Origin of the sequence: Gilliamella sp. B2785, from assembly GCF_026537005.1 — a bacterium.
Classification (GTDB): Bacteria; Pseudomonadota; Gammaproteobacteria; order Enterobacterales; family Orbaceae; genus Gilliamella; species Gilliamella apicola_E.
In genome coordinates this window covers 142,309-157,922 of record NZ_JAFNNC010000006.1, presented here as the reverse complement: position 1 = coordinate 157,922, position 15,614 = coordinate 142,309, and the positions used below count along the sequence as shown (strand labels likewise).

At 34.5% G+C, this 15,614-nt stretch carries 16 protein-coding genes; 10 read left to right on the top strand and 6 right to left on the bottom strand.

Going from position 1 to position 15,614, the window contains the following annotated elements:
• Positions 1 to 61: 61 nt before the first annotated feature.
• Positions 62 to 1,219, top strand: coding sequence for an acetylornithine deacetylase (gene argE / locus J3U24_RS08475; protein ID WP_267337572.1), 1,158 nt, complete (start codon positions 62 to 64; stop codon positions 1,217 to 1,219).
• Positions 1,220 to 1,264: 45 nt separating this feature from the next.
• On the opposite strand, the gene J3U24_RS08470 is transcribed toward argE, so the two are convergent.
• A complete protein-coding gene (locus tag J3U24_RS08470; RefSeq protein ID WP_065734086.1) occupies positions 1,265 to 1,612 on the bottom strand; it encodes a winged helix-turn-helix transcriptional regulator in 348 nt (115 codons plus the stop codon).
• A 107-nt stretch (positions 1,613 to 1,719) separates the two neighbouring features.
• Between J3U24_RS08470 and J3U24_RS08465 the strand changes: the two genes are divergently transcribed.
• Positions 1,720 to 2,280 (top strand): NAD(P)H-dependent oxidoreductase, encoded by a 561-nt coding sequence (locus J3U24_RS08465; protein WP_267337574.1) that lies wholly within the window; start codon positions 1,720 to 1,722, stop codon positions 2,278 to 2,280.
• Positions 2,281 to 2,799: 519 nt separating this feature from the next.
• Here J3U24_RS08465 and rnz read toward each other — a convergent pair.
• Together rnz and J3U24_RS08455 are read right to left on the bottom strand one after the other, a co-directional pair.
• The gene (gene rnz / locus J3U24_RS08460; RefSeq protein WP_267337576.1) at positions 2,800 to 3,717 is read right to left on the bottom strand and encodes a ribonuclease Z; all 918 of its coding nucleotides are present in this window, start codon (positions 3,715 to 3,717) and stop codon (positions 2,800 to 2,802) included.
• A 6-nt stretch (positions 3,718 to 3,723) separates the two neighbouring features.
• Positions 3,724 to 3,951 carry a YccJ family protein gene (locus J3U24_RS08455; RefSeq protein WP_065562077.1) on the bottom strand — a complete coding sequence of 76 codons (228 nt, stop codon included), beginning with the start codon at positions 3,949 to 3,951 and terminating at the stop codon, positions 3,724 to 3,726.
• Between the two features lie 76 nt (positions 3,952 to 4,027).
• On the opposite strand from J3U24_RS08455, the gene yaaA reads away from it, so the two are divergent.
• Positions 4,028 to 4,795: a peroxide stress protein YaaA gene (gene yaaA, locus J3U24_RS08450; RefSeq protein WP_220226016.1), complete on the top strand. Its 768-nt coding sequence runs from the start codon at positions 4,028 to 4,030 to the stop codon at positions 4,793 to 4,795.
• Between the two features lie 7 nt (positions 4,796 to 4,802).
• Positions 4,803 to 5,756, top strand: coding sequence for an AEC family transporter (locus J3U24_RS08445; protein ID WP_267337578.1), 954 nt, complete (start codon positions 4,803 to 4,805; stop codon positions 5,754 to 5,756).
• A 5-nt stretch (positions 5,757 to 5,761) separates the two neighbouring features.
• Here the strand turns inward: J3U24_RS08445 and J3U24_RS08440 are convergent, their stop codons facing one another.
• Positions 5,762 to 6,619, bottom strand: a complete 858-nt coding sequence (locus J3U24_RS08440; protein WP_267337579.1) for a carboxylate/amino acid/amine transporter — start codon at positions 6,617 to 6,619, stop codon at positions 5,762 to 5,764.
• Positions 6,620 to 6,879: 260 nt separating this feature from the next.
• Here J3U24_RS08440 and J3U24_RS08435 point away from each other — a divergent pair, with 260 nt between their 5' ends.
• Positions 6,880 to 8,472 carry an ABC-F family ATPase gene (locus J3U24_RS08435; protein ID WP_220226014.1) on the top strand — a complete coding sequence of 531 codons (1,593 nt, stop codon included), beginning with the start codon at positions 6,880 to 6,882 and terminating at the stop codon, positions 8,470 to 8,472.
• 61 nt (positions 8,473 to 8,533) lie between these two features.
• Here J3U24_RS08435 and J3U24_RS08430 read toward each other — a convergent pair whose 3' ends face one another.
• Positions 8,534 to 8,875: a YggL family protein gene (locus tag J3U24_RS08430; RefSeq protein WP_065562082.1), complete on the bottom strand. Its 342-nt coding sequence runs from the start codon at positions 8,873 to 8,875 to the stop codon at positions 8,534 to 8,536.
• 26 nt (positions 8,876 to 8,901) lie between these two features.
• Positions 8,902 to 10,188 carry an ATP-dependent RNA helicase RhlE gene (rhlE, locus tag J3U24_RS08425; protein ID WP_267337580.1) on the bottom strand — a complete coding sequence of 429 codons (1,287 nt, stop codon included), beginning with the start codon at positions 10,186 to 10,188 and terminating at the stop codon, positions 8,902 to 8,904.
• A gap of 452 nt (positions 10,189 to 10,640) precedes the next feature.
• Between rhlE and nikA the strand changes: the two genes are divergently transcribed.
• Genes nikA through J3U24_RS08400 form a run of 5 tightly spaced genes read left to right on the top strand, consistent with a single transcriptional unit; the run spans position 10,641 to position 15,613 of the window.
• Entirely contained in the window at positions 10,641 to 12,206 is a 1,566-nt protein-coding gene (gene nikA, locus J3U24_RS08420) for a nickel ABC transporter substrate-binding protein (RefSeq protein WP_267331901.1), read from the top strand.
• A 23-nt stretch (positions 12,207 to 12,229) separates the two neighbouring features.
• Positions 12,230 to 13,174, top strand: coding sequence for a nickel/cobalt ABC transporter permease (opp1B, locus tag J3U24_RS08415; protein WP_065734078.1), 945 nt, complete (start codon positions 12,230 to 12,232; stop codon positions 13,172 to 13,174).
• Positions 13,171 to 14,001: a nickel/cobalt ABC transporter permease gene (opp1C, locus tag J3U24_RS08410; RefSeq protein ID WP_065734077.1), complete on the top strand. Its 831-nt coding sequence runs from the start codon at positions 13,171 to 13,173 to the stop codon at positions 13,999 to 14,001. Before opp1B ends, opp1C begins: the two co-directional genes overlap by 4 nt.
• Positions 13,998 to 14,840, top strand: a complete 843-nt coding sequence (locus tag J3U24_RS08405) for an ABC transporter ATP-binding protein (protein WP_065734076.1) — start codon at positions 13,998 to 14,000, stop codon at positions 14,838 to 14,840. Before opp1C ends, J3U24_RS08405 begins: the two co-directional genes overlap by 4 nt.
• On the top strand, positions 14,840 to 15,613 hold the full coding sequence (locus tag J3U24_RS08400) for an ABC transporter ATP-binding protein (protein WP_267331051.1): 774 nt from the start codon (positions 14,840 to 14,842) through the stop codon (positions 15,611 to 15,613). The genes J3U24_RS08405 and J3U24_RS08400 overlap by 1 nt, the downstream gene beginning before the upstream one ends.
• Position 15,614 lies beyond the last annotated feature (1 nt).

Here is a 15,614-nt window from a genome sequence, read left to right as displayed (position 1 = left end):
GCAAAGCGCATTGAACAAAGAATGATGAAAGCTAAACGTTATTATTTAATAAGGTGAATTTATGGCAATCCCCTCTTTTTTGACAATTTATAATGAATTGATATCCACTCCAACTATTAGTAATGTCACCAACGAAAAATTGGATTATTCCAATAAACCTTTAATAGACAAATTAGCGACATGGTTTGCGGATTTAGGATTTACTGTTGATGTTCAAGCCGTCCCTAACACACGTCATAAATTCAATATGCTGGCAACTTATTCAAATAGTGAAAATAAAAGCCAAGGAGGCCTATTACTAAGTGGCCATACCGATACCGTTCCTTTTGATGATGGACAATGGAGCAAAGATCCATTTAAGTTAACAGAAGATAATAACAAACTTTACGGATTAGGCACGGCCGATATGAAAGGATTTTTTGCTTTTATTCTAGATGCTTTGCGAGATATTGATCTAAAAAAACTCACCAAACCAATTTATGTACTAGCTACCGCAGATGAAGAAACCTCAATGGCTGGTGCATCATTTTTTGCCAAACAAACTCAATTAAAACCTGATTGCACCATAATTGGGGAGCCTACTTCACTAATTCCTATACGAGCACATAAAGGATTTATTTCTAATTCAATAAAGGTGATAGGAAAATCAGGTCACTCAAGCGATCCGGACAAAGGTATTAATGCTATAGAAATTATGCATTTAGTCATTGAACGTCTATTAATCCTTAAACAAAAATTCAAAGAACAATATCATAATGAAGGCTTTAGTGTCCCCTATCCAACCCTGAATTTAGGTGTGATTCATGGCGGTGATGCTGCAAACCGAATATGCGGGTGTTGTGAATTAATTATTGATATAAGAGTATTGCCTGATAATAATGTTGACTCGATTTATAACGCATTATGTGAAACACTAAAACCCGTTATGGATAAATACCCTAATCGTATTTCAGTAGAATATGAAGTATCACCCATTCCAGGATACGAATGTAAAAAAGATCACCCCGCATTGCAACACATTGAAAATTTAGTGGGTCATCAAGCACAAACTGTCAATTACAGTACTGAAGCGCCTTATTTAAATCAAATTGCGCCAACCATAGTATTAGGTCCTGGCTCTATTGAACAAGCTCATCAACCAGACGAGTTTATTTCAATGGACTTTATAAAACCAACAAAATTAACGATAGAAAATTTGATCAAAGATTTCTGCCTCTAATCATATAAAAACGCCGACATCGTCGGCGAATAAAATTGCTTTAAATTAGGATAATTTGTCATCTTTATGGTTATTTCCCCATTGGCAAAGCATATCTAAAATCGGTACCAAAGATTTACCTCGGTCTAATAACCCATATTCCACTTTAGGGGGAATTTGCGGATATTCTTTTCTGAAAATCAATTTATCCCTTTCCATCTCTTTTAAAGTATTACTTAGCGTTTTAAATGAAATGTCATTAATACTTCGTTTAAGTTCATTAAATCGCATTGATGGTTGATTTTCATTTAACCAATAAAGAATAACAATCTTGTACTTTCCTCGAATCATTGAGAGTGTGTAATTAAATCCACTATTCTCAAAATGATCTTCGGCACAATGATGATTTTCCATGTTTACACTCTCCCTAAAGATAGTACATAACTGTAATTACCGTACTTTAAAAATAATTGTATCAATACTATGATGACTCAATTATAAATAGATAAGAGATATTTACAATGAAACGGACTTTAGTGATTATTGCTCACCCAGATTTAGCTTCTTCAAATGTTAACCGATGCTGGTTTAATAAATTAAATCAATATCATGATCAAATAACCTTACATGATCTTTATTCACACTACCCCTCACGTAAAATAGATCCGAGTTTTGAGCAAAACTTAATTGAAAATCATCAAAACTTAGTTATTCAATTTCCAATATATTGGTTTAATTGCCCGCCATTATTAAAACAGTGGCTGGATGAGGTTATGACTTATGGTTGGGCATTTGGTTCTTCAGGAAACAAATTAAAAAATAAAAAAGTAGGATTAGCGGTTTCGGCGGGGATAAAGGAAGCTGATTACTGCGAATCTGGACATTATAAATATACGCTCGAGCAAATTCTAAAACCATTCGAATTAACAATGAATTATGTTCAAGCTGATTATCAGCCCATTTTTGCGATTTATGGCGCGAATAATGAGCCAGATTACCCAGATAAAATCACACAAAACGATATAGAAAAAAGTGCCGATAATTATGTAAATTGGATGAAAAAATTAGGGATATTAATTTAGAATTTATCACTAAACTTTCTTAATACACCTCATTAAGAAATATCCTTGGCTAAAAGATAGTAAATATAGCGCATTTTATTCAAGATCTCCCAAGGAGATTTATTAATCTTATTCTGTATAGAAAAATAAGACGGTATAGACTCCTCAATATTTTTTACAAAATCTTGGCTTTCGAAAATTCATTATCTTTTTAACATAGGATGTTAACTCATACAGAATCAGCTAACTGGCAAGATTGGCTCATCATACTATATTTGAAAAAAAACGACGGTATAGACTCCTCAATATTTTTTACAAAATCTTGGCTTTTTAAGATTAATTATTTTTTTACGAAGGAAGCTAACTCATACAAAATCAAATAACCGACAAAATTGGCTCATCATATTATATTTGAAAAAAAGTGACGGTATAGACTCCTCAATATTTTTTACAAAATTGAGGCTTTTTAAGATGAATTATTTTTTACCAAGGAAGCTAACTTATACAAAATCAACTAGCCGACAAGATCGGCTCATTTTACTATACTTCAAAAGTAGCAAAGTCAGTTGCGATTTCAGTGGGCGCAAAAATATTCCTAGCCTCACTGACTAATTTTGTTTTGTCATTCAAGGTGTAGCGAGGACTAATATGCGTAATAATAAGACGCCTAGCATGAGCTTGTTTGGCAATAGTTGCCGCGTGTACAGTTGTGGAATGTCCTCGCTCAAGCGCCTTTTCTTCAAGGGCTTGTTCTTGAGTTGCTTCATGGACTAATAAATCCACATCTTTGGCTAAATCAATAGATGCCTGACAAGGAATCGTATCGCCTAAAATGGCAATTTTTTTACCTTTTCTAATGGTTTCTAGATAGTCCTTACCATGAATAATCCTACCATCTTCTAACGTAACGGTTCGACCTTCTTTTAAATCACGATAAAAAGAACCAATGTGAATGTTATCCTTTTTTAACTTATCAATGTCCAATGACGCTGGCAGATCTTTTTCAATAATCCGATACCCAAAACACGGAACACGATGCGCTAATAATTTGGCTTCAACGCGAAACTTATTATCCTCAAAAACCAAACCATCTTGCTCAAGTTCAATAATATTTAAAGGATAAGTCAGCCAAGAATAACTAATATCAATAACAGTTTGAATAAATTGCTTAATGCCTTTTGGACCAACTAAGGTCAATGGCGATTGGTTTTGCATCAAAGAACGAGTTGTTAACACGCCAGGTAAACCAAACAGATGATCACCATGTAAATGTGTCAAAAAAATCATCTCTAATTTAGCCAGACTAAATTTGGCCTTTTGCATTTGCATTTGAGTCGCTTCACCGCAATCAAAAAGCCATAAACGCCCTCTTTCCTGCCGGAGATCAAGCATAATACTGCTAACATTGCGTTCAGCTGTTGGTGACCCAGCACTCGTTCCTAAAAAAGTTAATTTCATAAAAGATTAAACGTTTTTGCGCTCAATGGTTTGTTCACCCCAGAAGAGTTTGTCTGCTTTAGTTTTGGAAAAAGCGAGTTTTAAGACTTCATCGCTACCTTCTTCCCAAATTTGCTCAGCGAGTTTTTCATCATTTTTAGCTAATTCAAAAATAGCTTCAGCTATCTCAATAGAAGTTTCACGAATGCTGGCCCAAGATCGAATTTCATGTATTTCTTTTTTGGTACTATTCATATTTGTTCTCCTTATTTGCTAAGATTAGATGTAAAATAAACCCAATTGGTACAAAACACAATAGGTGGTATTTTTTATGCTAACAATTATTTCTCCATCCAAAACGCTTGATTATCAAACTCCTTTAATTACCAAACAACATAGCTTACCCGAATTTTTAGAATCGACTAAACAACTTATTGATATTTGTAAAAAACTTAGCAGTGATGACTTGGCTAAATTAATGTCGATCAGCCCAAAACTTGCCACTACCAATTATGAACGTTTTCAGAACTGGCATACTGACTTTAATTTTGATAATGCAAGGCAAGCTATTTTGGCTTTTAAAGGTGATGTTTATGAGGGGTTGCATGTTGAAGACTTTAATGATGCCGATCTAAAATTTGCACAATCTCATTTACGCATTTTATCAGGATTATATGGCTTGTTACGACCACTTGATTTAATTCAACCCTACCGTCTAGAAATGGGTATTCGCCTTAAAAATGGTAATAATACTAATCTATATCAATTTTGGGGTGATAAGTTAACAGAGTGTTTAAATCACGAGTTGGCAAAATCAACCAATCCAACGTTAATTAATTTAGCTTCTAATGAATATTTCAAAGCAATTAAACAACTCAAAGCGAAGGTTATTCAACCCATCTTTTTAGATAAAAGTAAAAATGATTATAAAGTGATCAGCTTTTATGCTAAAAAAGCACGAGGTTTAATGAGTCGATTTATTATAAAAAATAGCATTAATAACAGTGACGATATTAAAAGTTTTAATTTAGAAGGCTACCAATTTGATTCAAAACGCTCAACTGAATTAGAATGGTACTTCACCCGAAATCACGCATAAAAGTAACATGGAATTTTTAATCACATTATGGCAACAGTTTTTAACTACATTGCCTCTGTTCATTTTGATTTTATTAGGCTACATAGCAGTTAGAGCGGGTCGTTGGCAAAAAACGGTGACCGATAGTGTTACCAAATTTACGTTTTATATTGCCTTCCCAATTATGTTATTTCAGATTATGAGCCATTTTTCAGAGCATTCTGAAATTGATGCCAATCTTTTATTGGTCTTTTTTGGTGGCTCATTTATTGTGTTTGCATTAGGCTGCTTTATTGCGGTTAAATTTTTCAAACTCAATGGCTCGCAAAGTACCATGTTTGCAATGGGTGGAATTTATACCAATACTGTGTTTGTGGGCATACCAATTATCAAAATGTTATTAGGCGAAAAAGCCATTCCGATTGTTGCTATTATTGTGATTTTTAATGCGTTAATTTTATGGACATTAGCCACAGTATCCATCGAATTTGTCCAGATGGGAAAATTATCGACTAAAGGATTTATAAAAGCATTTAAAAATGTAGCAAAAAATCCGATTATTATTGGTATTTTTGCAGGAATAGTTGTCAATTATGTACACATTCCACTACCTTTCTTCATCAATCAAGCGACGAAGATGGTAAGCGATATGACAGCGCCTCTCTCATTAATCGTTTTAGGAATGGGGCTTGCTGAATATAAGATCCGCGATGATTTACCGATCACAATAGCCATTTGTGTTTTAAAACTATTTATCTTACCGATTGTGACCTATATTTTAGCGATAATAGTCGGATTACCACTTTTAGAACTGCAAGTTATTGTATTACTAAGTTCGGTATCAATTGCGATAAATTGTTATATGATGGCAAGACAGTTTGAGGTATTACAAGGTCCTATTGCTTCAAGTTTATTGATATCAACGGCATTATCATCCGTGACAACACCGCTAATTCTATCAATAATGTTACAGTTTGCTTAGAAAAATTAATTTGCCTCTAGCTTTTTGAATTTATGATGCAAGATCAAAGCAGAAACAATAATTGCACTACCTAGCGCAAATCGGCCCCAATCAATCGATTGGTGCCAAATAATAACATTAACTAAAATACCAGTTGGAATAACCAAATTATTCATAATGGCAAGCGTACCCGAATCGACTTTGGTTGCGCCATAATTCCATAAAAAATAGCATAACCCAGAAGCCACAACCCCAAGCCAAATAATTATCCCCCATTGTAATTGGGTAGTGGGTAGTTTTTCGGGATTGCCAAATAAAAACCAGCCAATACTAGCCACCAGTATTGCGCCTAAATAGACCCATGCAAAAGCTTGATGTTGCGGTAATGGATAAAGCTCCATAATACGTTTATATCCAACCTGTCCCAAGGCAAAAACCATATTAGCGCCCTGAATCAGGAGAAAACCGATAATAAAATCTCGACTAATATGATCGTAACGAATAACGGCTGCGCCAATTACAGCTATAACAGCGGTTAATAGGTAAACAAGTCTGAGTCGATGTCCTTGCAAGAAATCATAAATTAGCGTGACATAAATTGGCGTTGAAATAGTAAATAATAACACTTCAGGCACTGAAATATATTGGAAAGAGTTGTAATAAAAAAAGTACATAATACCTAATTGACAGGCACCAACGCCCATCAACAACACCATCTGTTTTACAGAAATACCTTTAACGCGTAAAAAAGGAATAAAGGTTATAAAAGCCAGCAAGACGCGCATTACAACTGCAAACCACGTATCAACTTGCCCACTTAAATGAACAGCAATAAAACTAAATGAAAACGACCAAACTATCGTCACAAAAATAAGATAATACATATTAAATTCTTATTGATAAAAGAAAGTTTGGCATAGTATCAATTCGGCTTATTAATGTAAACAGTAATAAGGATGATATGTTTACTAATCAAAAAAAGTTGAGGAGCGGGGTTTTTGAAACATAAATTTAGTAACAAAAGTGCTAAAAATCGCTTTATTATGGCATAATGTGCGCCAAATCACAGTTTAGCCACTTCACTTTTAGCTTAAGGGAACGCTTTAAGTACGAGTTGCACAAATCAATTCGAGAGTAATTATCCGTGTTAACAACAAGTAATATCACAATGCAATTTGGCAGTAAGCCACTATTTGAAAACATTTCAGTAAAATTTGGTAATGGTAATCGTTATGGATTAATCGGCGCAAATGGTAGTGGTAAGTCCACGTTTATGAAAATTATTGGTGGAGATCTTGTGCCAACCTCAGGTAATGTTTCACTTGATCCACATGAACGCTTAGGTAAACTTCGCCAAGATCAATTTGCTTTTGAAGAATATAGCGTACTTGATACCGTAATTATGGGGCACACCGAATTATGGCAAATTAAACAAGAGCGAGACCGTATCTATTCATTACCTGAAATGAGTGAGGAAGACGGTTTTAAGGTTGCAGATTTAGAAACCCAATATGCTGAAATGGACGGTTACAGCGCTGAATCACGTGCGGGTGAATTACTCCTCGGTGTCGGTATACCAATTGAACAACATTACGGATTAATGAGTGAAATCGCTCCGGGTTGGAAATTGCGAGTATTGCTAGCCCAAGCCCTATTTTCTAATCCAGATATTTTATTACTCGATGAACCGACCAATAACTTAGACATCGATACTATTCGCTGGTTAGAAGATACCTTAAATGAACGTGAAAGCACGATGATTATCATATCGCACGATCGCCATTTTCTTAATATGGTCTGTACTCATATGGCTGATATGGATTATGGGGAATTACGTATCTATCCAGGTAATTATGATGATTATATGACCGCCTCTACTCAAGCGAGAGAACGGCTATTAGCGGATAATGCGAAAAAGAAAGCACAAATTAGTGAACTACAATCGTTTGTTAGTCGTTTTAGTGCTAATGCCGCAAAATCCAAACAAGCAACCTCACGTGCAAGACAAATCGAGAAAATCAAATTAGAAGAAGTGAAAGCATCAAGCCGACAAAATCCGTTTATTCGTTTTGAACAGGATAAAAAACTGTTTCGTAATGCTCTGGTCGTTGAAAATCTCACTAAAGGATTTGATAACGGACCACTATTTAAAAATCTCAATTTAATGGTTGAAGTTGGCGAAAAAGTGGCTATTTTGGGGACTAATGGTATTGGTAAAACTACCCTACTTAAAACCCTTATGGGTGAACTAGTGCCAGAACAAGGTGATATTAAATGGTCAGAAAATGCCAATATTGGCTATTACGCACAGGATCATGAATACGAATTTGACGAGGATCTAACCGTATTTGATTGGATGAGTCAATGGAAACAACCAACCGATGATGAACAAGCAGTGCGCAGCATTTTAGGTCGCTTATTATTTTCACAAGATGACATTAAAAAGCAAGTTAAAGTATTATCTGGTGGTGAAAAAGGACGTATGCTATTTGGTAAATTAATGATGCAACGTCCAAACATTATTGTCATGGATGAACCAACCAACCATTTGGATATGGAATCAATTGAATCGTTAAATATGGCATTAGAACTTTATCAAGGAACGCTATTTTTTGTGTCGCACGATCGTGAATTTGTTAGCTCACTTGCAACAAGAATTGTTGAAATCACGCCGGAAAAAGTCATTGATTATACCGGTAATTATGAGGATTATTTGCGTAGCCAAGGAATTGAGTAACGTTAAAATCCATAAAAATAGCCACATTAGTGGCTATTTTAGTATTTATTCAATTTAGAAATTAAAATTCTAATTCATCCCACCAAATATCAATTAAATTGCTGGTTTTGACATTTTTTAAGCCATGGCTTTCAAGCCATTTAGTGACAACGTCACGATTTTCTTCAGTACAATTACCCAATTTTTGCGTACAAATGATACCTTTCCAGTTTAAATACCCGCTACCTTCGTAAGCCAAACCGTTTGCTTGTATTGCTTCAATGATGAATTGATCAACAACGTTATCAATAGTGTCTTCACTCGTCCCTTCGTCAAATGACCAACTTACGGTAAAACCTAACTCTTTAAACTCTTCAATATGTAATTTTTTTCTTAAACGACGACTGCGATTAACCTTAGCCATAATAATATCCTTCTACTTTAGAAAATTTAGTTAGTTTTAGAATATGTATGATGGCTAGATTGCTTCATACTATTCTGGTTATTTTTAGAAGATCGAGTTTTATCAACACGTCTTCTTTTTGCTGGAGCAGGCTTGGCTTTTTTTGCTGGCTCCGCTTTAATTCGAGGATCGACTTCAAATCCTTGAGTAAAAATTTCTGGAATCGTTTTTTTAATCAATTTCTCAATTGATTTTAATTGGGAAAGCTCATCAATACAAACTAATGATATTGCCTGCCCCTGATTTTGTGCCCGTCCGGTTCGACCGATACGATGAACATAATCTTCTGCAACTTGAGGTAATTCATAATTAACAACATAAGGCAATAACTCAATATCTAAGCCTCTGGCAGCGATATCGGTAGCAACGAGGGCGCGTATTTGTCCTGACTTAAAATCAGCTAAAGCTTTAGTTCTTGCTCCTTGGCTTTTGTTACCATGAATTGCCGAGGCTTTAATGCCATCTTTAGTAAGCTGTTCGGCAAGATGATTAGCGCCGTATTTCGTTCGCGTAAAAACTAATACCTGTTGCCATTGGTTTTTACCAATTAAATAAGAAAGAAGTTCACGTTTACGGCGTTTATCAACTCGGTGGATATATTGAGTAATTTGCTCAGATGCACTATTGGTTTTGGCTACAGCGATCGATTCGGGTGAATTTAAAATTGTATTAGCTAATGATTTTATTTCATCTGAGAATGTCGCTGAAAAAAGTAAGTTTTGTCGCTTTTTAGGTAATTTAGCGATCACTCGACGAATATCATGAATAAAGCCCATGTCTAACATGCGATCCGCTTCATCAAGTACTAATATTTTTACTGTAGAGAGATCCACCGCATTTTGATGAACCAAATCTAACAACCGACCCGGTGTTGCAATTAAGATATCCACCCCACCTCGAAGTTTCATCATTTGAGGATTGATACTTACTCCACCAAACACCACCAAAGAACGAATAGATAGATATTGGCTATAATCCCGAATATTTTCACCTATTTGCGCAGCTAATTCACGAGTGGGCGCCAAAATTAGCGCATATAAAGGACGCTTTCCTCTTTTAGGTTCTGTATTAAGTTGCTTTTCATGCAATTTTTGTAAAATAGGTAAACCAAACCCCGCTGTTTTTCCTGTACCAGTTTGAGCACTCGCCATTAAATCTTTACCTGACAAAATTACTGGAATAGCTTGTTGTTGAATGGGGGTTGGATCGGTATAGTTTTGTTCTTCAATAGCTTTTAAAATCTTGGCATCTAAGCCAAGAGAGTCAAATGACATGCAATGATTCCTAAATAAACGTGAAATAAATTATTCAAATCTATTATAAAGCAATTCAATAATAAATGTTTGAATATTTAACGAGGCATAGAACAGACACCATTTAGCGATTTATATTGGCAATGATTTTCTCTTTTTCTTCTCTATTAAAATTAGATAGATCAATCTAAACTCAATTTTGGGGCTGCCAAACAATGGTAATAAAATGCTTAATTATATTTTTTGTTTATTCATAAAGACTTTTAAAAAGTTTTAAGCTATATTTTTAACTAATCGAGTTAACTTTATTTAAATTTAAACTTAATTAGATTTAAATCAATTAATAGAATTTGATAAAATAAATGCCATGATTTTTAAAATGTTTTTTATAAAAAACATGCAGGTGATATTTATTATCATTCTCATTTATGTTACTATCTCGCTCCTAATCCCAATAAATTAATGGACTAAATATGTTTTTTAATTTCACTCGTATAAAAAATCTACTTTTAGCATTAGTTTTAGCTAGCGTTAGTATTAACTGTTTTGCTAAAGATGATATAACTTTTGCTAATTTTCGTGATATTCGTGACTTAAACCCTCATCTCTATTCCGGTGAAATGTGGGCGCAAAATATGTTGTATGAATCATTGGTTCATTATAACGAAGATGGCACTTTTTCACCTTGGCTTGCAGAAAGCTGGACTATTACTAACGAAGGTAAAACTTACACGTTCAAACTAAGAAAAGACGTGACATTTAGTGATGGCGCAAAATTTGATGCGCACAGTGCAAAACTGAATTGGGATGCCGTGTTATCAAACAAAGTTCGTCACACTTGGCTTGAAATGGTTCGCTTAATTACTGAAATCAAAGCAGTAGATGATTATACCCTACAAGTTAACCTTTCCGAACCCTATTACCCTTTTATGATTGAAATTGCCGTAACCCGACCGATGCGCTTTATTTCACCAAATTCTATGATTGATGGTGAAACTAAAAATGGCGTTAAATCTTACATTGGTACCGGCCCTTATGTATTAGGTGATCATAAGAAAGATCAATATGCAGTGTTTAACGCTAATCCAACTTATTGGGGAACTAAACCATTACTCAATAAAGTGACCATGAAAGTTATTGCTGATAACCAAAGCCGACTAATGGCACTCGAAAAAGGTGAAATCGATCTTATCTATGGTAAAAATATGGTTGATGCAGATTCATTTGAACGTTTTTCAACAATGGATAAATTTCAAACTTTAATGTCTAAACCTGTATCTAGTCGAATTGTATTAATGAACACGACTCGTGACCAACTAAGTGATGTTAATGTCCGCCAAGCGATTGAACATATCATTAGTAAAAAAGATATTTCAGAAGGTATTTTCAATAATAGTGAAGCACCTGCTGATACTTTAATGGCAACCAATATTCCTTATGCTAATATTGGGTTAAAACCTTATGTATATGACACTAAATTAGCCGAAACGCTACTTGATAAAGCGGGTTGGGTAAAAGTTAAAGGCCAAAATTATCGTCAGAAAGATGGCAAACCTTTTGAAATCACACTTTATTATGATAGTAACACCGCTTCACAAAAAACAATTGCTCAATATATGCAAGATGAGTTTGAGCAAGTTGGATTAAAGCTTAATATTCACGGTGAAGAAGAGCAAGGTTATCGTGATCGCCAAAAAGCGGGTGATTTTGATATGGTATTTGATATCTCATGGGGTACACCATATGATCCACAATCATTTTTATCTGGTATGAAACTACCTGTTTATGGTGACTATATGGCTCAACAGGGCTTAAAAGAGAAACCGCAAATCGATGCAAGTATTAGTAAAGCATTAATTTCAACAGATGAAAAAGAGCGACAAGATCTTTTCCGTTACGTGCTTGAAACATTACATAATGAAGCGGTTTACATACCATTAACTTATGAACGAAATCGAGCTATTGCTGTTAAATCTTTAAAAGGAATTGAATTTGCGCCTTCTCAATTTGATATTCCATTTGAGAAAATGCATTTTTAGTACATAAATATTTTTGATCAATAATGTTAAATTATATTGTTAAACGTTTAACGATGATGATACCGATATTATTCGGTATCTCTTTTATCGCTTTTTTGCTTATCAATCTAGCCCCTTCCGATCCTGCTGAAGTTGCCTTACGGTTAAATGAAATAATGCCAACCCCAGATGCTATTGAAAGTATGCGTCAGGAATTAGGATTAAATAAACCTTTTTTTGAACGATATTTTACTTGGCTATATGACGTTTTACATCTTGATTTTGGGCGTTCGTTTATTCATCGTGACAGATTAGTTTGGGATGAAGTTATCCGTAGCTTAATTCCTACATTAGTTTTAGCAATGTCGTCATTTCTATTTACACTTATTGTCAGTTTAGTTTTAGGTGTATTATGTGCAATCTTTGCTAATTCAGCATTCGATCATATTGTTCGAATTATTATTTTTTTAGGTACCGCAATGCCTAGTTATTGGTTAGGTTTGCTATTTATTTGGCTGTTTGCTACTTATTTAGATCTATTGCCAACCAACGGGTATGGAACTTGGCAGAACCTGATTTTACCGACGTTAACTTTGTCGTTTGTTTACATCTCAACGTATATTCGTTTTATCCGTAATAATATGCTGGAAAATATGCATAATTATTCGATCTTTTATGCCCGTAGTCGAGGTTTGAAAGAGAGAACAATCATTCTTAAGCATGTATTAGTCAATTCACTACATACCACAATTACCGCGTTAGGTATGACCATTCCACAATTAATTGCAGGGTCTTTTGTTGTCGAATATATATTTTCTTGGCCTGGTTTAGGAAGATTATGTATAGCCGCTATTATGAATCGCGACTATCCAGTAATTCAGGCTTACATATTAATTATGGCCATTTTATTTGTAGTATGTAACTTTATTGTTGATGTTATTCATCAATGGTTAGATCCACGATTACGAAGTAATGGTGGCTCTGTATGAATTTAATTAAGCAAGTAATTAGCAATAAAACCGCTTTAGTTTGTTTGATAATCATCATTACAATAATTGTTTTAGGTATATTAGCGCCTTATATTGCACCTTTTGATCCAAATAAAGTTCGGATAGTGCGAAAATATGCCGCTATATCGAGCGAGCATTGGCTTGGTTGTGACCACCTTGGACGTGATATTTTTTCTCGGTTACTTTATGGTATCCGTTCTACCCTATTCTTATCTCTGTTAACCATGATTATCACAATAATTGTTGGTAGTATCATTGGTCTTATTTCTGGTTATCAACGAGGCAAACTTGACGAATGTATTATGCGTCTTTGTGACATCATGTTGTCATTTCCGAGCCAAGTGATGATTTTAGCTATAGTTGGTGTTTTAGGTGTGGGTATTGAAAACATTATTATTGCTAATATTGTAGTCAAATGGGCTTGGTATAGTCGAATGATCCGAAGTTCAGTAATTAAATATAGCAGAAAAAACTATATCCTTTTTTCACGAGCAATTGGTGCACCTCATTCTTTTATCATTTATCGTCATTTATTGCCTAATGTCATGTCCGAAGTAGTTATATTGGCTACCTTAGACACTGGCTGGGTGATATTGAATATTTCAGCGTTATCCTTTATAGGATTAGGCGTCCAAGCACCTACTGCCGAATGGGGACTAATGTTAAGTGAAGCAAAAAATGTAATGACTCAGCACCCTATGCAGATGGTTTATCCTGGTATAGCTATTTTAATTGTTGTAGCGGCATTTAATATGTTAGGTGATTGTTTACGAGATATCTTAGATCCTAAGGAAAAAACAGCATGAGTAGCCCATTGTTAGCAGTAAAGCAACTGACCGTTACGCTTAATAATGGTAACAAGTTACTTGATGATATATCTTTTACCGTCAATCATCATAAATGTTTAGGTATTGTTGGTGAAAGTGGCAGCGGTAAAAGTTTAACCTGCAAAGCAATCATCGGCTTATTAGAATCCTATTTTAGCGTGACAGGACAAATCCTGTTCAAACAGGCTAATTCAACTTTAGATCTGCTAAAACAGAATGAAAAGACATTAAGACCAATTCGCGGTAGTGCTATTTCGATAATATTACAACAACCTATGATTGCTTTTGATCCGCTTTATTGTATTGGCAAACAAGTAGTTGAAACCCTTCAAGCTCATCTCACTATCAATAAAAATGATGCTATTGCTAAAACCTTATTGATGATTGAAAATATAGGGCTCGATAATGCCAAAGAGATTTATAAAAAATACCCGCATCAGTTAAGTGGTGGTATGTTACAACGCATAATGATTGGTATGGCATTAGTACTTGAACCTGAGCTTATTATTGCCGATGAACCAACAACCGCATTAGATTCAATTAGTCAGTTTTATATTTTAAAAATGCTTGAAGAGATAAAATCTAAAACGACTATGATTTTTATTTCTCACGATTTAGGTGTAATTCATCATATTGCCGATGATATTATCGTAATGAATAAAGGTAAAATTGTTGAATCTGGCAGCCGTGATCAGATATTTTATCATCCCAAACATGAATATACTCGTTACCTGATTGATACTCGCAAGCAATTATTGAATAAATTTAATACGGTTATTTACGCTAATAATCCAAATTTAATCTCGGAGACAATTTGATGCCACCGTTATTGCAAGTTGTAAATGTAAAAAAATCGTTTTTGAAACCTGGTATATTTAGCCATAAAAAAAACACAATTATCAAAAATGTATCATTCGATTTAAAACAAGGTGAGTGTCTTGGTATTATTGGTGAAAGTGGTAGCGGAAAAAGTACATTAGGAAAGCTGATTTTAGGCCTTGAGAAACCTGACAGTGGCAAAATCTATTTTAGCGGGCAAGATATTAACAAACGTACATGGAAAAAAGCAGCTGTACGCAAAAATATCAGTGCGGTATTTCAAGATTATAATTCTTCGGTTAATCCATACTTTAATGTCGGCCAAATTATTGCTGAGCCACTTGATATTTACGAAAAGCTATCAAAAGAGGAACGTCAGCATCGTATCAATGCGTTATTAGAACAAGTTGGATTAGACCATTCTTTTTATGAACGGTTTCCTCACGAAATGAGTGGTGGTCAATTACAGCGTGTCTGCATTGCCAGAGCAATAGCTTGCTCACCTCAATTTATTTTATTTGATGAAGCGGTAAGCTCGTTGGATATTTCAGTTCAAAGCCAAATTTTAACATTACTTGCCGATCTACAAAAACAGCTAAATTTGACCAGTATCTTTATCACGCATGATTTAACTACAATTACTTATCTTTGTGATAAAGTTGCATTTTTTTATCAAGGTGAAATCGTGGAATACGTTGATAAAATAGAACAACTCAGTCAAGTTAAAAATCCTTATTCTAAACTGTTACTTGAATCAATTTTAGGTTTTTAAA